Consider the following 22,466-nt stretch of genomic DNA (forward strand, 5'->3'; position numbering starts at 1 on the left):
CGTGCGTCGGGAGCGGACGGAGAGGAGTTGCGATGGGGCCGGGACCGGGGCTGGGGCTGGGGTACTTCCTGTTGCCTGCGGGCGGCGCGCTGAGCCTGACGGGGGTCGTCACCGGCAGCGGCACGCTGATCAGCCTGAGCTGGATCATGTGGGTGCTGGGGCTCCTGCTGCTGTTCCGGAGCCGTTCGCGCCGCCCCGTCGATCCGGCGAAGCTCGCGGCGGCGGCCGCGGCCGGGGACGCCCGGGCCGTGCGGGGGCTGCGGGCGCTCGCCCTGACCGCGCGGGCCGAGGGACGCCCCGACGCGGCCGAGCGGCTGCTGCGGCAGGCGGTGAAGGCCGGTGACGTGGAGTCGATGTGGGAGCTGGGACGGCTGGTCGAGCAGCGCGAGGGGCCGACGGCGGCGGAGCCGTGGTTCCGGATGGCGGCGGAGGCCGGGCACCCGGTGGCCAAGCGGATGTTCCGGCCGGGCGGCGCACTGCACCCGGACGGGTCGGACCCGGCCCCGTAGCCCCCTCCGCGTCACGCGGGCCGCGGCGCGGCCGCCACGCGTCATCGTGGCGGCCGTCCCCCGTCGCGCTGGTTCCCGGCCACTCCCCAGCTCTCGAAATTTAGGTTAGCCTCACCTAAATTGACCTTCGGGCCGTGGGCCCGGGGCACCGGGGCGAGGCAGGAGACACCGTGGGGCATGGCTGGGAAGGCGTCGTTCTCAAGCTGTTCAGGGGGCGTGACTTCACGTTCACGGTGACCGGCGCGGAACAGGTCACGGACCGTTTCCGCCGGGTGCACGTGACCGACGGCGGGCTGCTCGCCGCGACGGGCGGGGCGCACCCCACGATGTGGGTGCGGCTGTGGTTCGAGAAGGACGGCAAACCCCACCAGCGCGCCTACACTCTGGTCGACCCCGACCCGGAGACGGGCACGTTCAGTCTGGAGTTCGCCCTGCACGAGGGCCCTGCCTGCGACTGGGCGAAGACCGTCGGAATCGGCGAAACGATCGACGCGACGCTCCAGGGCACCGGTTTCACCCTTCCCGACCCCGCGCCCTCGCGGCTCTTCGTGATCGGTGACGCGGCGGCGCTGCCGGCGATCAACTCCCTGCTGGACGCGGTCCCGTCGGCCCCGGCGACGATCTGGTTCGAGACCGCGCACGAGGAGGACCGGAAACTGCCGTTGCGCCTCGACGGGGCCCACCACACCCTGCACCACGTGGAGCGCCGAGAGGCGGGCGCGCATCTGGTCTCCGAGGTGCGGGCGGCCCTGCCGGAGCTGCTGGGCGAGGACCGCACGGACGCGTACGTCTGGGTCGCCTGCGACACGGCGACCACCCGGACCCTGTCGGCGTACCTCCGCAAGGAGCTGGGGCTGCCCAAGGACCGGGTGAACGCGCTGGGCTACTGGCGGCCGTAGGGCCGACAGCTTCCGCGCAGGGGCGGCCGGGGGCTCCGGCGCTCGCCGTACGCGCCTACGCGGCCCCGGACCGCATCGACCTGCGCAGCAGGACACCGCCGATCCCCACCAGGCTCGGGAACCCGCTCTTCGGCATGGCCACCGTGCCGACCACGCCGACGGCGGTCAGGGCGATACCCGCCGCGCGCTGGGCCGGGATGTCGTCGTGCTCCTCCGCCGAGCGCAGCAGCCGGCCGCCCAGCCACAGGGTGGGGGCGGCGGCCATGAACCAGAAGGCGGCGGCGCGGTCGCCCCGGTCGGGCACGGAGTCGACCACGTCCCGCCCCAGTTCGGCGAGCACGTCCCGGTAGATCACCGCGCCGATGGCGCCGTGGGCGATACCGACCACCTGGAGCCAGTGCCCCGTCGAACGTCGCGTCATGGCCACAGCGTACGGCCCCCGCACGGTCCGACGGGCTCAGTCCTCGACCACGAGGGCCGGGGTCTCCTTCGTCAGGATCTCGCCCCGGAAGAAGGCCGGGCTGCGGCGCTCCATCGCGACCATGAGCACCACGCCGAGGAGCAGCAGCCCCACCCCGATGACGAACACCGATCCGACGCCGAGGACCGAGGATCCGGAGCCGTACGCCGGGTCCCACATGTCGTAGAGGGTCTTGGCGAAGACGGCGGCGAGCAGAGTGCCGCCGAGCAGCGGGAAGAGGCCCTTGAAGACCAGGTCCCGGGCGGAGCGGGTCAGTTCGGCGCGGAAGTACCAGGCGCAGGCGAAGGCGGTCAGCGCGTAGTAGAAGCAGATCATCAGGCCGAGCGCGTAGATGGTGTCGACCAGGACGTGCTCGCTGACCAGGGTCATCACGGTGTAGAAGGCCCCGGTGCCGATGCCCGCCGTGACCGTCGCCCGGCCGGGGGTCCTGAACCGGGGGTGGACCTTGGCGTACGAGGCCGGCATCGCCTCGTACGCGGACATCGCGAGCACCGTGCGGGCCACCGGGATGAACGTGGTCTGGAGGCTGGCGGCGGCCGAGGCGAGGACCGCGAGGAAGAGGAGGACGCCGAGGCCGGGGCCCATCACGGGTCCGGCGAGGGCGGCGAAGACGTTGTCGGAGGTGTCCGGGTTGGCGAGGCCGAGCCCGGAGGTGCCGGAGCCGACGGCCATCTGCGCGGCGATGCCGGTGGCGAGGTAGGAGCCGACCAGGACGACCATCGCGATGAGGGCGGCGCGGCCGGGGGTCTTCTCGCTGCCCGTGGTCTCCTCGTTGGCGGTCAGGCAGGCGTCCCAGCCCCAGAACATGAAGATCGAGAGGGACAGCCCGGCGGTGAAGGCCGCGAAGGACTGGACGGCGAAGGGGTTGAGCCAGGACCAGGAGAAGTCGAGCGAGGAGGCGAACTCCGGTCCGCCGCCGCCCGCCTTGCTCAGGGCCATCGTCACGAACACGGCGAGGACGACCAGCTGGAGCCCGACCAGGGCGTACTGGATGCCCTTGGTGGCGGTCATGCCCCGGTAGCTGATGGCGGTGGCGACGGCGATGAGGACCAGGCAGGTGAGGATGTGGACCGGCTTGCTGTCGTCCAGGGCGGCGACCGACGCACTGCCGGCGATCTCCCCCGCGAGCAGCCAGAAGTACGAGGTGGCGACGCCCGCCAGGTTGGACAGCACGATGATCGTCGCGATGACCAGGCCCCAGCCGCACATCCAGCCGACGCGGGGGCCGAACGCCTTCACGGTCCAGGTGAAGGAGGTGCCGCAGTCCGGCATCGCCCGGTTCAGCTCGCGGTAGGCGAAGGCCACGAGCAGCATCGGCAGGAACCCGGCCAGGAAGACGGCGGGCATCTGCGCGCCGACCTCTCCGGCGGTGGAGCCGAGGGTGGAGGTCAGGCAGTAGACGGGGGCGACGGTCGAGACGCCGATGACGGCGCTGCCCATGAGGCCGACGGAGTTCCCGCCGAGCCCCTTGCCCCGTACGCCACCGCGGCCGTCACCACCGTCGGCCGGCAAGCTTCCCCGTACCGTGTCTCCGGCCCGTGGCCGCGCGTCCAGCTGACTCATGGGGAGGACGCTATGCGCTGCGATATCCACATCCGGAGCGTGAGACTCCAACGTCTCACCCTTGGATATATCAGCCAACTCCCCAGGAACGCTTCACCAATTCAAGGCCGCATTCGCGTGAAGCCTTGCAATGCATGCCACTCAGTCAGGCGTAGCGCCGTACGGTAATCGCAGCACTGTCCGTTTCGTACTGATTCAAAATTTTCCCGCGCCCCCGGGACGCCCCCTCAGCCGGGCCAGACGATCGCCTGCGTCTCGCTGTAGGCGTGCAGCGCGTACGAGCCCACGTCCCGCCCCACGCCGCTCTTCTTGAACCCGCCGAACGGGGCCTCCATGTTCCGCCCGACCGTGTTGACGCCGACCCCGCCCGCGCGCAGTCGGCGGGCGATCCGGAAAGCGCGGGCCACGTCCCCGGACCACACGTAGTCCATGAGGCCGTAGTCGCTGTCGTTGGCCAGGGCGACGCCCTCCTCCTCGTCGTCGAAGGGGACGACGACGACGACCGGCCCGAAGATCTCCTCGCGGACCACCCGCATGTCCGGGGTGCAGTCGGCCAACAGGGTCGGCGCCACGTAGAAGCCCCGGTCCAGGTGGCCGGGCCGGGCGCCGCCCGTGACGACCCGCGCGCCCTCCTTCCGGCCCAGCTCCACATACGCCTCGACGCGGTCGCGGTGGGCGGCGGAGATGACCGGGCCGACGACGGTGGCCCGGTCCCGGGGGTCGCCGACGGTGAGCCGGTTCGCGTACGCGGTGAGCGCGGCGATCAGCTCGTCCTGCCGGGACCGGTGGACCAGGACGCGGGTCGGAGCCGTACAGATCTGTCCGCTGTAGAAGGAGAACGTCGTGCCGATGCCCGCGACGGCCAGGTCCACGTCGGCGTCGTCGAGGACGAGCGCCGCCCCCTTGCCGCCCAGCTCCATCAGCTGCCGCTTCATCCCGCGCCCGCACACCTCCGCGATGCGCTGCCCCACGGCGGTGGAGCCGGTGAAGCTGACCATGTCGACCTCCGGGGAGTCGACCGCGGCCTCCCCCACCTCCGCGCCCGACCCGGTGACGACGTTCACGACGCCCGGCGGAACACCCGCCTCCGCGAGGGCGGCGGCCATCCGGTAGACGGAGAGCGGGTCCTGCGGGGCGGGCTTCACCACGACCGTGTTGCCCATCGCGAGCGCGGGCGCGATCTTGCCCGCCGGGTTGGCCCAGGGGTTGTTGTACGAGGTGACGCAGGTGATCACGCCGACCGGCTGGCGGACGGCCAGCGCCCCGAAGACCCCGGCCCGCCCCATCGGACCGGCCTCGTTGATCTGGGGTGCGACGGCCTCCTCCACGGGCTCCAGGGCCCCTCGCGCGTACCGCCGGAAGCGGGCGATGCCCACCCCCACCTGCATCCCCCGGGCGGTGGAGGCGGTGGCGCCGCTCTCCGCCCGCGCGACCTCGGCGTGGGCGGCGAAGTCCCGCCGGACGAGGTCGGCGGCCCGGTCGAGGATCGCGGCACGCTCCTCGGGCCGGGTCCGCGACCAGGGCCCGAAGGCGTCGCGCGCCGCCGCGGCGGCCTCGTACACCTGGGCGCGGCTCGCTTCGGGGGCGAGGCCGACGACCTCCTCGGTGGCGGGGTCGATGACCTCGTAGTGCCCGGCGGCGGGCTCGGTCCACTCCCCGCCGACGAAGAGCTTGCCGGGGCTGCCGTCGTTCACGCCGTACTCACCGTCCGGGTGTCGCGGCCCGAGCGCAGCACCGTCCCCGGCACCGCCCCCGTCACCTTGTCGTCGCGCAGGGTCTCGACCCCGTTGACGCGTACGGAGACGATCCCGATGGCCTTGGAGTCCAGGCGCGGGCTGTCCCCGGGCAGGTCGTGGACGAGGGTCGCGGGCCCGGCGTCGATCCGTTCGGGGTCGAAGAGGACGAGGTCGGCGTGGAAGCCCTCCTCGATCCGCCCGCGCTCGCGCAGCCCGAAGAGCCGCGCCGGGTCGTCGGTGAGCATCTTCACGGCGGCGGTCAGGGAGATGAGTCTCCGCCCCCGCAGACAGTCGCCGAGGAAGCGCGTGGTGTAAGGCGCCCCGCACATCCGGTCCAGGTGGGCGCCCGCGTCGGAGCCGCCGAGCAGGACGTCCTCGTGCGCCCAGGTCCGCTGCCGCAGCGCCCAGGAGTCCGGGTCGTTGTCGGTGGGCATCGGCCACAGGACCGTACGCAGGTCGTCGGCGGCGCAGATCTCGACCAGGCAGTGGAAGGCGTCCTGGCCGCGCTCGGCGGCGATGTCGTCGACGACCCGCCCGCTGAGCCCCTCGTTCGCGGCACTGTAGGTGTCCCCGATGACGTACCGGCCGAAGTTGGCGAGCCGGCGGAAGACCCCGGCCTCCTTGCTGTCGGCGCGGCGCAGCATCTCAGCGCGTGTGCGGGCGTCCCGGAGGCGTTCGATCCGCTCGGGGACGGGGAGGGCGAGGATCTCACCCCAGCCGGGGATGAGGTTGAGGGCGCAGAAGGTGCCGAGCGACATGTTCATCGGGGTGAGGATCGGCATGGTGAGGGCGACGATCCGCCCGCCGGCGCGGCGGGCTCGCTCACTCGGGATCAACTGGCGCGGTACGCGTTCGGGGACGGCGGCGTCGATGGTGAGGACGTTCCAGTTGAGCGGGCGTCCGGCGGCGGCGGTCATGTCGACGAAGAGGTCGATCTCCTCGTCGGAGAACTGGTCCAGGCACCCGGCGACGATCGCCTCCAGCTGCGTCCCCTCGTGCTCGCCGACCGCGCGGGACAGGGCGAGCAGCTCCTCGGGCCGGGCGTGCCGGGAGGCGACGGGCTCGCCGTCACCGTCGGAGTGGGTGGAGGACTGGGTGGTGGAGAGCCCCCAGGCCCCGGCGTCCATCGCGTCGTGGAAGAGGGCGAGCATGGCGTCCAGCTGGGCCGGGGTGGGCTGCCCGCCGACCGCGTCCGCGCCCATGACGTGCCGCCGCAGGGCGCAGTGCCCGACCATGAACCCGGCGTTGACGGCGATGCGCCCTTCGAGGGCGTCGAGGTACTCGCGGAAGGTGGACCAGGTCCAGTCGACGCCTTCCTCCAGCGCGGCGAGCGCCATGCCCTCGACCCTCGACATCATCCGCCGGGTGTAGTCGGCGTCCTCGGGCCGGTCGGGGTGGAGCGGGGCGAGGGTGAACCCGCAGTTGCCGCCCGCGACGGTGGTGACGCCGTGGTTCATGGAGGGGGTGGCGTAGGGGTCCCAGAAGAGCTGGGCGTCGTAGTGGGTGTGCGGGTCGACGAAGCCGGGGGCGAGGACGAGCCCGTCGGCGTCCTCGCTGGTGACGGCCTCTTCGGTGAGGGTCCCCGGCTCGGCGACGACGGCGATCCGGCCGTCGCGGATGCCGACGTCGGCGGTGTAGGCGGGCCCGCCGGTGCCGTCCACGACGGTCGCGCGGCGGATGAGGTGGTCGAGCATGACGGTTCCCTTCTCGGGGTTCCTTCTCCGGCTCGGGTGCGTGGGACAGCCGGGGTGCGCACGCTTTCGGCCGCGGTACGCACCCCGGCTCATCAGGGCGACGGTCCGGGAAGACGCCGCCCGGCCATGGGTGGGGACGTGGTGCGTTTTCAGCCCCTCCGGCCATTGAGGCGCGCGTTTCAGCCTCTCCGGCGCTTGAGGAGCGGGGCCCGGGGCGGAGCCCCGAACACCAGCCCCGCCGGCGCTTGAGGCGCGTACTCCAGCCCCTCCGGCGCTTGAGGAGCGGGGCCCGGGGCAGAGCCCCGTGCGGTCAGCCCGCGGCCCGGAACCGCGAGGTCCGATGCACCGGATCCGTGTCGATCCGCGGAATCACATGCTCCCCGATCAACCGGATCGTGTTCATCGTGTCCTCGGGACTGATCCCGATCGGGAGCCCGAAGCTCAACTGGTCCGCCCCCGCCCGGTCCCACCGCCGGCACTGCTCCAGCACCTCGTCGGGGTCGCCGCAGATCATCAGCTCCTCCGCGATGAGCAGCTCGACGATCTCCTCGCTGTACTCCGGCAGCAGCTGCGGCCACTCCGGGATCCCCTCCGGCCGGGGAAACGTGTCGTGGTAGCGGAACAGCAGCGACTGGAGGTAGTTGAGCCCACCGCCCACCGCGATCTCCACCGCCTTGGCGTGCGTCTCGGCGCAGATCGCGGTGGACGTCACCATCACGTTGTCGTTGACGAACGCGCCCACCGGCTCGGCGTCCTTGACCGCGTTCTTGTAGGACTCGACGACCCACTCCATGTCGGAGACCTTCTGCACGCTGAAGCCCAGCACGCCGAGCCCCTTCTTCCCCGCCATGGCGTACGAGGACGGCGACCCGGCCGCGTACCACATGGCCGGGTGGGACTTCCCGTACGGCTTCGGCAGGATCTTGCGCGGCGGCAGGGACCAGTGCTTGCCCTGGAAGCCGACGTACTCGTCCTGGAGCCACATCTTGGGGAACTCGGCGATCGTCTCCTCCCACAGCTCCTTCGTGTGGTTCATGTCGGTGATGCCCGGCATGAACCCGAGGATCTCGTGGCTGCCCGCACCCCGTCCGGTGCCGAACTCGAAGCGCCCCTCGGAGAGGTGGTCGAGCATCGCGACCTTCTCGGCGACCTTCACCGGATGGTTGACGGGGGCGAGCGGGTTGAAGATGCCGGAGCCGAGGTGGATGCGCTCGGTGGCGTGCGCGAGATAGCCGAGGTACACGTCGTTGGCGGAGAGGTGCGAGTACTCCTCCAGGAAGTGGTGCTCGGAGGCCCAGGCGTACTTGAAGCCGGACTTGTCCGCCTGGATGACGTACTCGGTCTCCTCGATCAGCGCCTTGTGCTCTGCCTCGGGGTCCACCTTGGCACGCGCGGCGGGCACGTACCCCTGAACAAAGAGCCCGAATTCCACGGAGGTTCACCGTCCTCAAGTCTTCCTGGCGAATTTTCTGACGCATCGTCAGATTGCGATGCGACCGACTGTTCCACCGCCACCGCGACCCGTCAATACCTGACGTCTCGTCAGAAAGGGCTGACTCCCGCCAGCCAACCCCCGTCCACGACGAACGGCTGCCCGGTGACGTACGAGGAGTCCGGGCCGGTCAGGAACAGGACCAGCGCGGCGACCTCCTCGGGCCGGCCGATCCGCCCCATCGGCACGAGCTTGCGGTAGTACGCGTCCAGAGCCGCGCTCGACGCCGACAGGTCGGCGTCCGCGTCCAGCAGCGCCGGGTTGCTCATCGCGGTGTCGACGGCCCCCGGGCAGACGGCGTTGACCCGGATGCCCTTCCCCGCCAGCTCCATGGCGGCGACCTTGGTCAGCCCCAGCACCGCGTGCTTGGTCGCGGCGTACGCGCCGACCAGGGGCATGCCGGTCAGACCGGTGTACGAGGACGTGTTGACGATCGTCCCGCCGCCCGCGGCCTCGATCTCGGGTGCGACGGCGCGTATCCCCAGGAACGCGCCGGTCATATTGACCCGCACCACCTGCTCGAACTCGGCCAGCGGGGTGTTGACCAGCTCGTTGAAGCGCAGGACGCCCGCGTTGTTGACGAGCCCGTCGATCTTCCCGAAGGCGTCCTTGGCCGCGGCCACGCCTGCGGCCCAGTCCTCCTCGCTCCCGACGTCCAGACGCACGAACCGGGCGACGCCCTCCCCGAACTCCTCCCCCAACTCCTTCGCCAACGCCTCCCCCTGCTCGACCAGCACATCGGCGACGACGACCCGCGCGCCCTCGGACGCGAAGAGCCGCGCCTCCTGCTCGCCCTGCCCACGCGCCGCCCCGGTGACCAGGACGACCCGCCCGTCCAGCTTGCCCATGTCCGTCTCCTTCACGTACCGAGGTGAGGGGCCACGTCCGCGCCGAACGCCGCCATCTGATCGGTCAGTTCGTCCACGCTCCGGCTCCGGAAGCGCACCTGGATCTGGTGCACGCCGATCGCCGCGTACTCCCGCAGCGACTCCGCGAGGGCCTCCGGCTTCCCCGTGAGCGTCCGCCGCCCCACGGACCACCCGGGCTCACCGACGTACAGCGGCTCGGTGATCGCACCGACCACGATCGGCGCCTCGACCCCCGCCTCCTCCCGCAGGGCGTGCACCCGGGCGATCTGCGCGGGCAGCCGGTCCCGGGCATCACCCTGCGGCAGCCACCCGTCCCCGCGCACGGCGGCCCGGCGGGTGGCGGCGGGCGAGGAGCCACCCACCCAGATCGGCACCCGTTCCTGGGCGGGCCGGGGCAACTGCCCGAGCCCGCCGAACGAGAACCGCTCCCCCGCGAACTCCGGGTACTCCTCGGGCCCGAGCGCGGCCCGCAGCGCGTCGATCGACTCGTCCAGCAGACCCCCACGCCCGTCGAAGTCCGCCCCGACCGCCTCGAACTCCTCCCGTACATGCCCGGCCCCGACCCCGAGGACGAGTCGGCCGCCGCTGAGGTGGTCGAGGGTGGCGTACTGCTTGGCGGTGACGAGCGGGTGGCGCAGCCCGACGACGGCGACATGGCTCATGAGCAGCACGCGCTCGGTGACCCCGGCGAGAAAGGCAAGCGTGGCGACGGGGTCGTACCAGACGGTGCTCATGCCGTCCGCCAGCCGTCGCGGGATGGCGACGTGATCGCAGCCGGCGATGTAGGCGAAACCGCCGTGCTCGGCGGCGCGGGCTATGCGGACGAGATCGGCGGGGGTCGCCGCCGCCTCCCAGGGTTCCGCGTAGATGACGCTCTGCGACTGGACCGGCAGCTGCATCCCGTACGACAGCGGCCCGCCGGGCAGTATCGGCACAGCGGCCTCCTTCCCCTCCGGCCCGGGGCGGTCCGCCCCGGGTGACGGCCGCCATCGTCATACCTGACGGGCCATCAGACAAGGGGTGGGGTGCATCGGGGGCATCGGCGGCGGGGGCCGATGAGTTTCACGGCCGCCGACGGTCAGGAGTGGTAGGCAGGACGGACCGGCAGACCGACCTGGGGCGGCCCGGTAGACACACGGCACGGCACACGGCACACAGCACGCGGCTCGCACGATCGACCGACCGAGCAAGGAGAACGACCATGACGGCTTCCACCGACGACAGCAGCGGCACCACCAGCCCCGGGACCGGCACCAGCCCCGGCACCGGCACCGGCACCGGGGGCATCACAGGCCTCGGGATCATCCTCGGCAGCACCGACTCCGCCGCCCTGATCGCCTGGTACCGCGCCGCACTGGAACCCCTGGGCGCCCGCTGGGCGGAGCACTTCCTGATCGTCGGCCCCGGGGCGATCATCGGGTTCGACGAACGGGACGACGTGGCGGACGAGGCCGCCGAACCGGGCCGACAGCTGATCAACCTCACCGTGCGCGACATCCGGGCGGCCGAGAAGCACCTCAACACGCTCGGGGTGACGTGGGTGCGGCCGGTCGAGGACACCGGGAACGGCTGGTTCTTCTCCACGATCGTGGACCCGGTGGGCAACTACCTCCAGCTCCTCCAGGGCCCGGGAACCCCCTGAATCCCCTCCTCCGCAGAGCACGGGCGGCTACGTTGGCGAGGCCATCCGAACAAGGGGATTCCAGCGAACATGCCGAACACGCCGCACACGCCGAACACGCCATCGACGACGACCTTCCGTATCGGCGGGGACCTGACCGTGAGGCGGCTGGGGTTCGGTGCGATGCACCTGCCCACCGAACGGCCCGAGGACCGCGAGGCGGCCATCGCCGTGGCCCGCCGGGCCGTCGAGCTGGGGATCACTCTGATCGACACGGCCCACCTGTACGGGTACGGGGCCAACGAGGAGCTGCTGGCGGAGGCGCTCCACCCCTACCCGGACGACCTCCTCATCACGACGAAGGTCGGCGTCGTCCGCTCGGCCGAGACGGGCGACTGGGCCCTGAACGGCCGCCCGGAGTCCCTGCGCGCGGAGGTGGACCACGCCCTGCGCCGACTCCGCGTGGACCGGATCGAGCTGCTCCAGCTCCACCGCATCGACCCGGAGACCCCGCTCGCCGACCAGCTCGGCGCCCTGCGGGACCTGCGCGAGGCGGGCAAGGTGGGCCGGATCGGCCTCTCCGAGGTGACGGACGCCGAGCTGGCCGAGGCCAGGGAGATCGTCGACATCGCGAGCGTGCAGAACCGCTACAACCTGACCGACCGCGAACACGAGCCGGTCCTCGCGGCCTGCGAGGCGGCGGACATCGCCTTCCTGCCGTGGCGCACGGTGGCCTGGGGCAAGGCGGGCGACCGCGCGGAGGTGGCAGCGGTGGCCGCCGAACTGGACGCCACCCCCACCCAGGTCTGCCTGGCCTGGCTGCTGGACCACTCCCCGGTGATGCTCCCGATCCCGGGCACGTCCAGCATCGCCCACCTGGAGGAGAACACGGCGGCGGCGGACATCGTGCTCACGCCGGAGCTGCGGGCGCGGTTGGACGGGATCGCGGAGAACGCGTGACTCCGACGGCCGGTCGTCTCAGCTCCCGGGTCCGTGGGGGGCGGTCACCAGATCCCGAACGACCCCGTCCGGATCAGCTGCGGCCTCCTCGGCGAACTCCGGGAAGTCCAGGTTCGCGAGCTGGAGATTCCCGTGGACCATGTGAACGGCGTCCGGCACGACACGCACCTCGCGGGGCGGCGGGGAGTCGATGAGCTCCTGGTAGTAGACCGGATCGAGGTCCTGGTCGTCGTCCGCGCCGAGATCGAGCGCGAGCAGCGGACGCAGGGGCGAGCGCATGGTGACGCCGTCGGCGAGGAACACCACGCTCAGCTCCTCGTCCCGCGCCGCCGCGACAAGAGCCTCATCACTCGTGACCCCTGCCCACCGCCGGTCGTCGACCAGGTGCACCGGCGACTCCCACTCCCTGCCCCCGACGACACGTTCCAGCTCGGCGACGACCTCCCGCCACGCGACGTCATCGGTGTAGTCGGTCCGGATGACGAGAGGCGCCCACTCATCGGGCCTGACGATCTCCGGCAAGTCCATCACCCTCTGCTCCCCGGACGATTTCGATCCTGTCGCACGGACCCTCTCACCCACCACTGACAGCACCATGCGGCGTTCCTACAGCACCGAGCCGGGAGGGGCGGAGAGCGCGGTGAGGCGCGCCATCTCCTGTTCACGGAAAGTGGTGACCTCACGGCAGAGCCGGCTCATGACGAAGCTTCCGAGCGAAACGCAGAGGTCCATGCGCTGAACGCATCCGCCCACCATGCGGTTGATCCGGTCCAGGCCCCTCCGACGCACACGCGGGCAGCACGTCCGCGCCGTTCTCCCCGTTGGAAGTGACGCCCACCCGCAGCCCCGGTCGACGAGCGATCCTGACCAGTCCAGGAAGATCCGGGTGCAGGGTGGCGGCCCACCGCCGATGCGGTGCAGTGCGGGGGCGTCGATCACGGCTCGGAGCCTGAAGCCGAGCCTGTCGCCGAGCAGCTCCTTGCGTTTCATGCGGGTCTCGACGAGGGACTCCACCTGGTCGGCCGGTGATGCGACCTCGTACAGGTGGCGCATGTACTCCTCGGTCTGGAGCAGCCCCGGAATGACCATCGGTTCGAACGTGCGGACCGCTTGCGAGTCCGCCTCCAGCATCAGGTAGTCCTTCAGGACGTCGTGGAGGAAGGGCTCCGGTCCGCTCCACCAGTCGACCCTGTGCATCTCTTTCGCCAGCCGCTTCAGGCTGGCTCGCTGCCGTCCATCCTCCACTCCGTAGAGATTGAGGAGGGTCGTCAGGTCGAGCGGGCGGATGCCTCGCTTGCCGTTCTCGATCTGGCTGGTCTTCGGCTGCCCGCACTCCAGGGCCTCTGCCACGTCCTGGACCTTGAGGCCGGCGTTCAGTCGGAGCTGTCGCAGTTCACCGCCGAGTCGGCGGCTCCGCATCGTGGGCATGTCGCTCTGAGCCATGGCGCCATCTGGGAGGCCAAGACCTCGGCGGAGAGATGGCTGTACGTCCATTGCTGGCCGCAGCCGTAGGGCGCCTTGAAGTTGGGGGCGGCCGCGGCCGGGCTCGCGGTGGCGGTGACCGTGAGCAGGCCTCCGAGGAGCGCCAGCAGGGCAAGCAGACTGGTACGGGTCGAGCGCATGGGCGGGGGAAACCTCCGGGTCGACAACCGGGCAGTGGGGTGCCGGGTGCGGAGCGCGGGGCGCGAAGTGCCTGTCTGCCTAAGCGAGTTGAACGGAGACCAGGGTGCCGCAACTTCCGGCGGAGGGACAGACCTCGCGGGTACTTCCGGGGCTACCGCAGGGCCGCTCCCCGGCGGCGCCCCAGCCCTCCCTGGTACCGTCGATCGCATGTCTGCAGCTTCGTGCGCGGCCGCTTGCGCCGCGGTGACCAAGGCCCTCCGCTAGCGGCGGGGCGTCTGCTCACACACTTTCCAGGGCGTCCAGCCGCTTCGTGATCAGATCCGGGCGGCCTCTTCGTGCTGCTCGGAGCCACTTCTGAGCTACGGAGCACCTGATGTTCTCAGGCATCCTCTCTTCACGCGGGTCCTCACGCGGTCACGGCCCGTCCCCCGTGCGCGCACGGCTGGTGCTGTGCGCGATGTCCATGTTGCAGTTCTTCATCGCGGTCGACGTGACCGTGGTCAACATCGCCCTGCCCTCGATCGGCGCCGACTTCGGCGTCGACGGGCACTCCCTCGCCTGGGTCGTGGTCGGCTACACGGTCACCGGCGGCGGGATGCTGATGCTCGGCGGCCGGCTGGGCGACCTGCTCGGCCGACGGCGCGTGCTGGTGCTGGGCACCGGCCTGTTCGGCGTCGCGTCGCTGCTGGCGGGCCTGGCCCCCACGTTCGGTCTGCTGGTGGTCATGCGCCTGTTGCAGGGCGCCGGGGAGGCCGTCGCGCTGCCGGCCGCGATGGCCACCATCATCCTGATGTTCCCCGAGGGGCCGCGCCGGTCGCGGGCCCTGAGCGTGTGGGCGGCGGTGGCCAGCTGCGGGCTCGTGCTCGGGTTCGTGCTGTCCGGCGTCATCACCGCTCACCTGGGGTGGCGGTGGATCTTCCTGATCTCGGTCCCGTTCATCCTGGTCGTCCTGCTGGCGGCCGTCTTCCTGGTCGACGGCGACCGACCGGTGGCCGAGGACCGGCGGGCGCTGGACCTTCCCGGCGCGCTGCTGCTGACCGCCTGCCCGCTGCTGTTCACGTTCGGCGTGGTCGAGGCCGGTGAGCCCGGAACGTCCCCGTGGGTGGTCCCGGCGGCGCTGGCCGGGGCGGTGGCGGCCGGGATCGGGTTCGTACGGGTCGAGGCCCGCTCACACAACCCGCTGGTGCCGCTGCGCTTCTTCGCGCACCGCACCCGGGTCGCGGCCAACCTGGCCACGATGCTGCTGAGCGGGGCCCTGTCCACGTCGTTCCTGCTGTTCACGTTCTATCTGCAGGATCGGCTGGGCGTGGGTCCGCTGGGCGCGGGGCTGACGATGCTGCCTCTCGCGGTCTCGCTGATCGTGTTCTCCATGCTGGTGCCCCGCCTGCTGGGCCGCTGGGGCGCCCGTGCGTGCGTGCTCGCCGGCATGGGGTTCACGGCGGCGGCGATGGCCACGATCGCGCTGGTCTCGGTCTCGTGCGCGGGCGGGATGGCACTGGTCCCGGCCATGCTGCTGATCTCGGCCTGCATGGGGTTCGGCATCGTCGGACTCCAGTACGTGGCAGTCACCGGCGTTACCGAGGACGACGCCGGAATCGCCTCGGGCGTGCAGCGCGCCGCCGACCAGCTGGGCGGCGCGGCCGGGGTGGCGGTCTGCGTCGGGGTCGGCTTCGCGCCCACGCTGCACTCCTTCGACCCGTTCGTGGTGGCGACGCTGCTCACGGGCGTGGGGCTCGTGACGGGTGCGGTCGTGGCCTGGCGCATGCCCGCACCCCTGCCCGCTCCGGCGGCCGGGGCCGACCTGCGGGAGCAGGCCGGGGCCGACCTGCGGGAGCAGGCCGGGTGACCTGAACCCGGCCGGGTCGCGCCGTCCCGAAGTTCGGGGCGACGCGGCCCGGCGGGGTGGGGCCGGGTTGGGCTGGGCTGGGCTGCAGGACGCGAAGGTCCGTCGTGCGGCCCCGTCAGGCCCACTCGACGGGGACTGCGCGTTCGAGATCACAGGAGCGCGCAAGTACCCGAGCGATACGTAGCACCATGCATGACATGGAGATCACGGCCAGCGATTTCAACCAGAGGTCCTCACAGATCCTCGCTGCGGCAGCACGAGGCGAGACCATCACCGTCACCAGGAACGGCACCGCCGTCGCGCGCGTCGTGCCCATCAGTGACGAGGACGTCCCTCCTTACCCGACCGGCCCCATGGGCGCCCTGCACCTCCCCGACCTGGGCCTTCCTGATCTCACCGACGAGGAGACCGAGCTCACGCTCAAGAACATGGGGTCGTGAACCTGGTCGCCGTCGCCGAAACGCACACCGACACCGGGGCGTGCCGGTTGCAAGCCCGACGACCTCTGAGAAGGGCACCCGCCGGGCTCCCTCCGGCTTCACCCGGCCGAGTGGAGTCGGCGGCCCGCAGGGGTGGTACGGCCTCGCCGCGCCCCGCTCTCGTGGTGGTGTGCCGAACCATGAGCGCATGTCACGGAACAGCCTGCGCTCGCTGGCCCGCCGTGTGGTTCCCACGCTGCTGGTCGCCCAAGTCGTCTTCCTTCCCCTTCAGTCCGCCTCTGCCGCCACGCTCACCGCGCACCCGTGCGCGTCGTCCGCCGGGTGCGGTTCGGTCATCGTCGCGCCTGTCTCGCAGGCCGCCCCGGATCACGGTGACTGCACCAGTCCGGAACCGGTCGTGTGCCTGATCCGGAGCGAGACGCCGCAGGAGCGCGAGGTCGCCCGCGACCAGCGAACGCGCTACCACGACCTTCTTGAGGACATGGAGCGCACGGAGTGCGCCATGCGCGCCGAGGGTCGCTCGGAGGAGGACATCGCCCGCGCTCTGGTCCAGATGCGCAATGACGCCAAGGACGTCGTCCGCGCCGGCATGACCCCTGAGCAGGTCGCGGAGCTGGAGGCGCGCAACCAGAAGAAGTACGGGAACCCGCTCGGCCCGACGGCGGACCAGCTCTACCTGAAGTACGGCTCCTGGGAGAAGGTCTCCGACGCCGCCACCCGTTCGAGCGCGGCCGTGGACCGGGAGCTCGGCCTGGAGTTCCGCCACTGCTCCTGTGACGTCCTCCGGGCGGCCTGACTACCCCCGCCGAAGCCCTGCATGGGTGTACCCCGAACGAAAAGGCCGGCTAGGAACGTTCCTAGCTGGCCTTCGGCATCCACTCCCGACATCAACGGCTGCGATCCCTCACGGCCAGGGCGCCTCGCGAGTGGCCGGTCCAGTGGCCGATCGGGGCTCCCGTCCCGATCTCTTCCCCCAGGCAGAGCCGAGCGTTCGTGGGTCGGGGCGGCCGGGATGAAGAGCTGACGTGGGTGATGGCTGATACGAACCTCACCTCATGCAGGTCGCGCGAGCACATGCGAGCCTCATGAGTGTCAATACAGCCTCATGTGGGTTACGAGACCTGCATGAGGCTACCCTTGGCCACCACACAAACCAGGAGGTGGGTCAGTGACAGAGAACGAGCTGCATGACTTGCTAGCGAAGCTTCGCCGCTTCGGTGGGGATCACTTCACTTGCGAGGTCAAGCGCTCGCAGGGTGGCCTGCCGACCTCTATGTGGGAAACCGTGAGCGCTTTTGCGAACGCGCAAGGCGGGCTGATCATCCTTGGCGTAGACGAAAAGTCCAACTTCACCGTTGTCGGCGTGAATGAACCCTCAAAGGTCGAAGCGCATCTCGCTGCAGTATGCAGCGAAATGGAGCCGCCGGTACGCGCCGAGATGGCCACCGTAGAGATTGACGGCCACCACGTGATCCTCTGCCACATCCCTCCTACGCCGAGAGACCAGCGCCCATGCCACAAAAAGGATCGAGGCCCTTGGGCGGGATCCCGGCTCCGCGTAAGCGATGGAGACCGCAAGCTAACGGACTATGAGGTATCCGTCCTCCTCTCAAACCGCAGTGAGCAACGGCAGGACCTACGCCCAATTACAGAAGCCACACTAGTCGACCTCGACGAAGAAACAATTCGTGGATTTTTGCGTCGCGTACGCGAAACAAAATCTCAGATCTTCACCAGGATCAGCGACGAAGAAGCACTGCGAATGCTCAATGTCCTTGTTAAGCACGAGGACACCTTGGTTCCATCCTTGGCCGGGCTTCTTGCGTTCGGGCTCTACCCTCAACAATTCGAGCCCCAGCTCGATATCACTTTCGTCGCCTACCCAACACCTGAGGCCGGCGTCCTAGGACCATCAGGCGAACGCTTTACGGAGAACCGCTCGATCGACGGACCCATCCCGCAGATGGTAAGCGAATGCATTCGCATTCTCAAACGCAACATGAAACGTCGAAGTATCGTTTCCGGACTATACCGCACAGACGAGTGGGAGTATCCGGAAGAAGTCTTGCGCGAAGCTTTGGTAAATGCGCTGGTACACAGAGACTACTCCGAGCCCTCCCGGGGCATGCAAGTACAGGTAGAGATGTACCCGGATAGGCTCATGATCCGGAATCCAGGTGGACTCTACGGCCCCGTGGAGGTAAACAGCCTGGGCACGGAAACTGTTTCCTCCTCACGCAACAAATCGCTGCTAAAGATCCTGGAAGATACCTCCTACAGCGACAACAGGATGGTCTGCGAAAATCGAGGTAGCGGAATTGCTCGGATTCGAATTTCGCTGACTGAGGCAGGCATGGAGCCTCCGCGATTCATCGACGACATCTCCTTCTTCATGGCAGAATTCCCTAACCATACTTTGATCGATGATGACGCACTCGCCTGGCTGGGGAGTCTGGGCACAGGCCCACTATCCCGACCTCAGATGACTGCGCTTGTAATGATGCGCAACGGCCAAACGATAACGAACAGCTCATACAGAGCCGCGACCGGAGTCCACGACAGCAGGGCCGCCAGCCGAGATCTGAAGGATCTCGTCGACAGGGGGATCGCTGAGCAGTTCGGCAATCGGGGCTCTGCCTATTACGCACTCGGGGCCGGGCACCACCCAGACCCCGAGGAAGATTTGTTTGGCAGCCTAGCCGAGGGAACCATGGTCCTTGCTGCGCCCGCAGAGGCTAAGGAGATCGAGGCGGAGCCAGCCGACCACGCCCGCCGTCCGAATTTGACCGATCTCCAGAGAGCGGTCCTCGCATCCCTCTCCGAGGGAGATCTACAAAGGCACGAGATCGAATCGAAGACCGGCTTCGATGCCGTCCAAGTACGGGGGGCACTCCAAGCTCTTCGCGAGAAGAATCTTGTGGTGCTGGTAGGTAAGCCTCGGGCGCGCAATGCACGCTGGCAGGCGCGGCGAGTATGACCACGCCCACGCGCAACAGTGCCACGAACGCAGACTCTCCTTACGTCCGGGCGTAAGAGCACTCGAGACCGGGCGGGCCGTTGAGCAATACTGGCGCGGCGCTGCACTGAGCCCAGCCCTGCTGGGTTTGGGACTGTGTGCACTCGTAGCACTTGGGTCCCGTCGCATTGCTCGCTCCGACTGCGACGAAAGGTCTCGGACTATGCGCGAGAGGGGGATGGCTATGGTGACTTCCCTGAAGGTCGCTGGTCGCCAAGTGGTCGCTGGCTTCGATGAGGGCGTCGTTGGCGGAATGTTCTTCGCCGGGAGAATGCTGGCATCCGCGGCTGACGTCAGCCGCGGATGCCAGCATTCTCCCGCAGCTTTAGGTGGCCCCCTCACCTCCGGTACAACACCTCGATCTCCCCCGCGAAGTCCCGCGCGATCGCGTCCCGCTTCAGCTTCAGCGACGGCGTCAGGTGGCCCTTCTCCTCCGTGAAGTCCACCGGAAGGACCGTGAACTTGCGGATCGACTCCGCGCGGGAGACCAGGCGGTTGGCCTCGTCGACCGCCTTCTGGAGCGACGTGCGCAGGTCCTCGTCGTGGACCAGGTCCCGCAGCGGGATGTCCTCCTTCTTGGTCATCCGGCGCCAGTGCTGGAGGCCGTCCGGCTCCAGGGTGAGCAGGGCGGTGATGAACGAGCGGTTGTCGCCGACGACCATGCACTGGCTGACCAGGGGGTGGGCGCGCAGCCAGTCCTCCAGCGGGGCCGGGGTGACGTTCTTGCCGCCCGACGTGATGATGATGTCCTTCTTGCGGCCCGTGATCGTCAGATAGCCGTCGTCGTCCAGTGCGCCCAGGTCGCCCGTGGGGAACCAGCCGTCCGGCAGGAGCGCCGGGGTCACCTCCGCCCGTTCGCCGTCCCAGTAGCCCCGGAAGACCTGGTCGCCCCGCAGCAGCACCTCGCCGTCCTCCGCGATGCGCACCGACGTCCCGGGCAGCGGCCAACCGACCGTGCCCAGACGGGGTTTGAGGGGCGGGGTCACCGTGTGGGCGGCCGTGGTCTCGGTGAGTCCGTAGCCCTCGAAGACGCCGATGCCCGCGCCCTCGTAGAACGCGGCGAGCCGGCGGCCGAGCGGGGAGCCGCCGCAGATCACGTACCGCACCCTCCCCCCGAGCGCCGCCCGGATACGGCGGTAGACCAGCGGGTCGTACAGGGCGCGGGCGGCGCGCAGGCCGAGGCCCGGGCCGGGGCCCGTGCCGTGTTCGGCGGCCTCGACCGCCTTGCCGTAGCGCTGGGCTATACGGGCCGCCCGGTCGAACGAGGAGGCCCGGCCCATCTTCTCGGCCGTCGCCCGGCCGGTGTTGTAGACCTTCTCCAGGACGTACGGGATGGCGAGGAGGAAGGTCGGGCGGAAGCCCGCCAGGTCGGCGAGAAGGTCCTCCGTCCGGATGGACGGGGCGTGGCCCAGGCGCACCCTGGCCCGCATGCAGCCGATCGCCACCATGCGGCCGAACACGTGCGAGAGGGGGAGGAAAAGGAGGGTGGAGGCCGGGTCCTTCGAGACCGACTTGAAGACCGGGTGGAGCAGTTCGATCGCGTTGTCGACCTCGGCGAAGAAGTTGCCGTGGGTCAGGACGCAGCCCTTCGGGCGGCCCGTGGTGCCCGAGGTGTAGATCAGAGTGGCGGGGGTGTCCGGTTCCAGGGCGGCCCGGCGGGCCGCCACCGCCGCGTCCGGGATGTCCTGGCCGAGGGACTTGAGCCGGCTGATCGCCCCCGTGTCGAACTGCCACAGATGCGCCAGGCCGCCGAGCTGCTTGCGCTCCTGGCTGATCAGGCGCCCCTGTTCCTTCGTCTCCACCGCGCACGCCACCGCGCCCGAGTCCTGGAGGATCCAGCGGGCCTGGAACGCGGAGGAGGTCGGGTAGATGGGGACCGTGACCAGGCCGGCCGCCCACGACGCGAAGTCCAGCAGCGTCCACTCGTACGTCGTCCGGGCCATGATCGCGACCCGGTCCCCCGCCCGCAGGCCCTCCGCCATCAGGCCCTTGGCCACCGCCAGCACCTCGGCGGCGAACTCGGCGGCCGACACGTCCCGCCACGCGCCCCCGGCGTCCTTGCGGCTGAGCACCGGGTCCGACGGGGCCTGTCGGGCGTTGTCGAACGGGATCTCGGCCAGCGAGCCGCGCTCCACGGCCGGTGCGAACTTCGGTACGGAGACCTCCTGGACCCTCCCGTCGGTGCCTCGCTTCTTCGTCGGCTCGACCAGAACGGGCTTGACTGCGGGGGCGGTTGCGGCGGCGGAAGGTGGCGTTGACACGTGCGGCTCCTCGGTTCGGGGGGTCGGGCGGGTCGGTTCGCCGGGTCGTCCGCCCGGCAGCGATGCGGCAAGAGGCAAGCAGGTCAGGGGCGTTCGAGGATGGCGGTCACCCCCTGGCCGCCCGCCGCGCAGATCGAGATCAGGCCCCGGCCCGGCGCGTCCCGTTCCGCGAGGAGCTTGGCCAGGGTGGCGACGATCCGGGCGCCCGTCGCGGCGAAGGGGTGGCCGGTGGCCAGGGAGGACCCGGCCACGTTCAGCCGGGCCCGGGCCACCGGGGCCAGGCCCTGCTTCTCCCAGGCGGCGAGGGTGGCCAGCACCTGGGAGGCGAAGGCCTCGTGGATCTCGTACAGGTCGAAGTCCTCGATGCCGAGACCGGCCCGCTCCAGCAGGCGCGGCACCGCGTACGCCGGGGCCATGAGAAGGCCGTCGTCGCCGTCCACGTAGTCCACGGCCGCCGTCTCGTACAGCGAGAGGTAGGCGAGTGGCTCCAGACCCCGCCCCCGCGCCCACTCCTCCGTCGCCAGCAGGACCGTCGCCGCACCGTCCGTCAACGGGGTCGAATTACCCGCCGTCATGGTGGGGTTCGGGCAGGAGGCACCGAACACCGGCTTCAGTCGCGCGAGTTTCTCGACCGTCGATCCCGGGCGGAGGTTCTGGTCACGGTCCAGGCCCCGGTACGGGACCACCAGGTCGTCCAGGAAGCCCCGTTCGTACGCGGCGGCCAGGCGCTGGTGGCTGGTGGCGGCCAGCAGGTCCTGGTCCTGCCGGCTCACCGCCCAGCGGCGGGCGGTGACGGCGGCGTGCTCGCCCATCGACAGTCCGGTGCGGGGTTCGGCGTTGCGCGGGATGTCCGGTACGAGGTGGCGGGGGCGGACGGCGGCGAGCGCCCTGAGGCGGGCGGGCGTCGTCTTCGCGCGGCGGGCGGCGAGGAGGATGCGGCGCAGTTCGTCGTTGACGCCGAGCGGGGCGTCGCTGGTGGTGTCGGAGCCGCCCGCGATCGCCGAGTCGGCGGAACCGAGCGCGATCGTGTTCGCGGCGGCGATCACCGCCTGGAGGCCCGTGCCGCAGGCCTGCTGGATGTCGTACGCCGGGGTGCGCGGGTCGAGCGCGGAGCCGAGAACCGTCTCCCTCGCCAGGTTGAAGTCGCGGCTGTGCTTGAGGACCGCGCCCGCGACGAACGCCCCGACCCGGTCCCCGGCCAGGCCGTGGCGCTCCACGAGGCCGTCGAGCGCGGCCGTCAGCAGGTCCTGGTTGGAGGCGGTCGCGTACGGGCCGTCCGAGCGGGCGAAGGGGGTGCGGCTGCCGCCGATGACCGCCACGCGGCGCGGCTGCGGCAGGGCGAGGGGAATCGACGGTCGCGGGCTCGTCACCGTGACCATCTCGTCTCGGTCGGTCCGTTCATCTCGACCAGCTCCTGACTCTTAAGTAACCTTACTCAAGAGTAAATCTACGACCG

Annotated in this window: 20 protein-coding genes; 8 read left to right on the forward strand and 12 right to left on the reverse strand. The window is 70.3% G+C overall.

Features of this window, described 5'->3' with window-relative positions; genetic code table 11:
• Positions 1-32: 32 nt before the first annotated feature.
• Positions 33-509 (forward strand): sel1 repeat family protein, encoded by a 477-nt coding sequence (locus ACH4RG_RS24665; RefSeq protein ID WP_398540252.1) that lies wholly within the window; start codon positions 33-35, stop codon positions 507-509.
• A gap of 170 nt (positions 510-679) precedes the next feature.
• Positions 680-1,408, forward strand: coding sequence for a siderophore-interacting protein (locus tag ACH4RG_RS24670; protein ID WP_397920750.1), 729 nt, complete (start codon positions 680-682; stop codon positions 1,406-1,408).
• Between the two features lie 55 nt (positions 1,409-1,463).
• Here ACH4RG_RS24670 and ACH4RG_RS24675 read toward each other — a convergent pair whose 3' ends face one another.
• From ACH4RG_RS24675 to ACH4RG_RS24705, 7 genes are all read right to left on the reverse strand, one after another.
• Complete coding sequence (locus tag ACH4RG_RS24675) at positions 1,464-1,829, reverse strand: DUF6463 family protein (protein WP_397920748.1); 366 nt, start codon at positions 1,827-1,829, stop codon at positions 1,464-1,466.
• A gap of 36 nt (positions 1,830-1,865) precedes the next feature.
• Positions 1,866-3,452 (reverse strand): APC family permease, encoded by a 1,587-nt coding sequence (locus ACH4RG_RS24680; RefSeq protein ID WP_398540253.1) that lies wholly within the window; start codon positions 3,450-3,452, stop codon positions 1,866-1,868.
• Between the two features lie 227 nt (positions 3,453-3,679).
• Positions 3,680-5,146 carry an aldehyde dehydrogenase family protein gene (locus ACH4RG_RS24685; protein ID WP_397920744.1) on the reverse strand — a complete coding sequence of 489 codons (1,467 nt, stop codon included), beginning with the start codon at positions 5,144-5,146 and terminating at the stop codon, positions 3,680-3,682.
• Positions 5,143-6,882: an amidohydrolase family protein gene (locus ACH4RG_RS24690; RefSeq protein ID WP_398540254.1), complete on the reverse strand. Its 1,740-nt coding sequence runs from the start codon at positions 6,880-6,882 to the stop codon at positions 5,143-5,145. Before ACH4RG_RS24690 ends, ACH4RG_RS24685 begins: the two co-directional genes overlap by 4 nt.
• A 310-nt stretch (positions 6,883-7,192) precedes the next feature.
• Positions 7,193-8,314, reverse strand: coding sequence for an LLM class flavin-dependent oxidoreductase (locus ACH4RG_RS24695; RefSeq protein ID WP_397920740.1), 1,122 nt, complete (start codon positions 8,312-8,314; stop codon positions 7,193-7,195).
• A 110-nt stretch (positions 8,315-8,424) separates the two neighbouring features.
• A complete protein-coding gene (locus ACH4RG_RS24700; RefSeq protein ID WP_397928557.1) occupies positions 8,425-9,222 on the reverse strand; it encodes an SDR family NAD(P)-dependent oxidoreductase in 798 nt (265 codons plus the stop codon).
• 11 nt (positions 9,223-9,233) lie between these two features.
• Positions 9,234-10,178 carry an LLM class F420-dependent oxidoreductase gene (locus ACH4RG_RS24705; RefSeq protein ID WP_397920736.1) on the reverse strand — a complete coding sequence of 315 codons (945 nt, stop codon included), beginning with the start codon at positions 10,176-10,178 and terminating at the stop codon, positions 9,234-9,236.
• Between the two features lie 266 nt (positions 10,179-10,444).
• Between ACH4RG_RS24705 and ACH4RG_RS24710 the strand changes: the two genes are divergently transcribed.
• Both ACH4RG_RS24710 and ACH4RG_RS24715 read left to right on the forward strand, forming a co-directional pair.
• Positions 10,445-10,885, forward strand: a complete 441-nt coding sequence (locus tag ACH4RG_RS24710) for a VOC family protein (RefSeq protein ID WP_397920734.1) — start codon at positions 10,445-10,447, stop codon at positions 10,883-10,885.
• Positions 10,886-10,954: 69 nt separating this feature from the next.
• Positions 10,955-11,824, forward strand: coding sequence for an aldo/keto reductase (locus tag ACH4RG_RS24715; protein WP_397920732.1), 870 nt, complete (start codon positions 10,955-10,957; stop codon positions 11,822-11,824).
• Positions 11,825-11,842: 18 nt separating this feature from the next.
• Here ACH4RG_RS24715 and ACH4RG_RS24720 read toward each other — a convergent pair whose 3' ends face one another.
• From ACH4RG_RS24720 to ACH4RG_RS24730, 3 genes are all read right to left on the reverse strand, one after another.
• The gene (locus ACH4RG_RS24720; protein ID WP_397920730.1) at positions 11,843-12,352 is read right to left on the reverse strand and encodes a DUF6924 domain-containing protein; all 510 of its coding nucleotides are present in this window, start codon (positions 12,350-12,352) and stop codon (positions 11,843-11,845) included.
• 78 nt (positions 12,353-12,430) lie between these two features.
• Complete coding sequence (locus ACH4RG_RS24725) at positions 12,431-13,267, reverse strand: Scr1 family TA system antitoxin-like transcriptional regulator (protein ID WP_398540255.1); 837 nt, start codon at positions 13,265-13,267, stop codon at positions 12,431-12,433.
• Positions 13,198-13,446 carry a hypothetical protein gene (locus ACH4RG_RS24730; RefSeq protein WP_398540256.1) on the reverse strand — a complete coding sequence of 83 codons (249 nt, stop codon included), beginning with the start codon at positions 13,444-13,446 and terminating at the stop codon, positions 13,198-13,200. The genes ACH4RG_RS24725 and ACH4RG_RS24730 overlap by 70 nt, the downstream gene beginning before the upstream one ends.
• A 458-nt stretch (positions 13,447-13,904) precedes the next feature.
• Here ACH4RG_RS24730 and ACH4RG_RS24735 point away from each other — a divergent pair, with 458 nt between their 5' ends.
• The 4 genes from ACH4RG_RS24735 (at position 13,905) to ACH4RG_RS24750 (ending at position 18,710) form a co-directional block, all read left to right on the forward strand.
• Positions 13,905-15,293: an MFS transporter gene (locus ACH4RG_RS24735; protein ID WP_398540257.1), complete on the forward strand. Its 1,389-nt coding sequence runs from the start codon at positions 13,905-13,907 to the stop codon at positions 15,291-15,293.
• Between the two features lie 197 nt (positions 15,294-15,490).
• The gene (locus ACH4RG_RS24740; RefSeq protein ID WP_397920722.1) at positions 15,491-15,733 is read left to right on the forward strand and encodes a type II toxin-antitoxin system Phd/YefM family antitoxin; all 243 of its coding nucleotides are present in this window, start codon (positions 15,491-15,493) and stop codon (positions 15,731-15,733) included.
• Between the two features lie 187 nt (positions 15,734-15,920).
• Positions 15,921-16,529 (forward strand): hypothetical protein, encoded by a 609-nt coding sequence (locus tag ACH4RG_RS24745; RefSeq protein WP_397920720.1) that lies wholly within the window; start codon positions 15,921-15,923, stop codon positions 16,527-16,529.
• A gap of 372 nt (positions 16,530-16,901) precedes the next feature.
• A complete protein-coding gene (locus ACH4RG_RS24750) occupies positions 16,902-18,710 on the forward strand; it encodes an ATP-binding protein (RefSeq protein WP_398540258.1) in 1,809 nt (602 codons plus the stop codon).
• Between the two features lie 377 nt (positions 18,711-19,087).
• Here the strand turns inward: ACH4RG_RS24750 and ACH4RG_RS24755 are convergent, their stop codons facing one another.
• Together ACH4RG_RS24755 and ACH4RG_RS24760 are read right to left on the reverse strand one after the other, a co-directional pair.
• Entirely contained in the window at positions 19,088-21,010 is a 1,923-nt protein-coding gene (locus ACH4RG_RS24755) for an AMP-dependent synthetase/ligase (RefSeq protein WP_397928569.1), read from the reverse strand.
• 83 nt (positions 21,011-21,093) lie between these two features.
• On the reverse strand, positions 21,094-22,389 hold the full coding sequence (locus tag ACH4RG_RS24760) for an acetyl-CoA C-acetyltransferase (protein WP_397920714.1): 1,296 nt from the start codon (positions 22,387-22,389) through the stop codon (positions 21,094-21,096).
• Between the last annotated feature and the right edge of the window lie 77 nt (positions 22,390-22,466).

Source organism: Streptomyces sp. NPDC021019 (genome assembly GCF_044333295.1).
Classification (GTDB): Bacteria; Actinomycetota; Actinomycetes; order Streptomycetales; family Streptomycetaceae; genus Streptomyces.

Coding starts and splice junctions, on each gene's coding strand:
- ACH4RG_RS24700 (WP_397928557.1), bottom strand. CDS start 9,222: ATGGGCAAGCTGGACGGGCGGGTCGTCCTGGTCACCGGGGCGGCGCGT.
- ACH4RG_RS24675 (WP_397920748.1), bottom strand. CDS start 1,829: ATGACGCGACGTTCGACGGGGCACTGGCTCCAGGTGGTCGGTATCGCC.
- ACH4RG_RS24745 (WP_397920720.1), top strand. CDS start 15,921: ATGTCACGGAACAGCCTGCGCTCGCTGGCCCGCCGTGTGGTTCCCACG.
- ACH4RG_RS24665 (WP_398540252.1), top strand. CDS start 33: ATGGGGCCGGGACCGGGGCTGGGGCTGGGGTACTTCCTGTTGCCTGCG.
- ACH4RG_RS24760 (WP_397920714.1), bottom strand. CDS start 22,389: ATGGTCACGGTGACGAGCCCGCGACCGTCGATTCCCCTCGCCCTGCCG.
- ACH4RG_RS24730 (WP_398540256.1), bottom strand. CDS start 13,446: ATGCGCTCGACCCGTACCAGTCTGCTTGCCCTGCTGGCGCTCCTCGGA.
- ACH4RG_RS24690 (WP_398540254.1), bottom strand. CDS start 6,882: ATGCTCGACCACCTCATCCGCCGCGCGACCGTCGTGGACGGCACCGGC.
- ACH4RG_RS24715 (WP_397920732.1), top strand. CDS start 10,955: ATGCCGAACACGCCGCACACGCCGAACACGCCATCGACGACGACCTTC.
- ACH4RG_RS24680 (WP_398540253.1), bottom strand. CDS start 3,452: ATGAGTCAGCTGGACGCGCGGCCACGGGCCGGAGACACGGTACGGGGA.
- ACH4RG_RS24740 (WP_397920722.1), top strand. CDS start 15,491: ATGGAGATCACGGCCAGCGATTTCAACCAGAGGTCCTCACAGATCCTC.
- ACH4RG_RS24710 (WP_397920734.1), top strand. CDS start 10,445: ATGACGGCTTCCACCGACGACAGCAGCGGCACCACCAGCCCCGGGACC.
- ACH4RG_RS24735 (WP_398540257.1), top strand. CDS start 13,905: ATGTCCATGTTGCAGTTCTTCATCGCGGTCGACGTGACCGTGGTCAAC.
- ACH4RG_RS24725 (WP_398540255.1), bottom strand. CDS start 13,267: ATGGCTCAGAGCGACATGCCCACGATGCGGAGCCGCCGACTCGGCGGT.
- ACH4RG_RS24720 (WP_397920730.1), bottom strand. CDS start 12,352: ATGGACTTGCCGGAGATCGTCAGGCCCGATGAGTGGGCGCCTCTCGTC.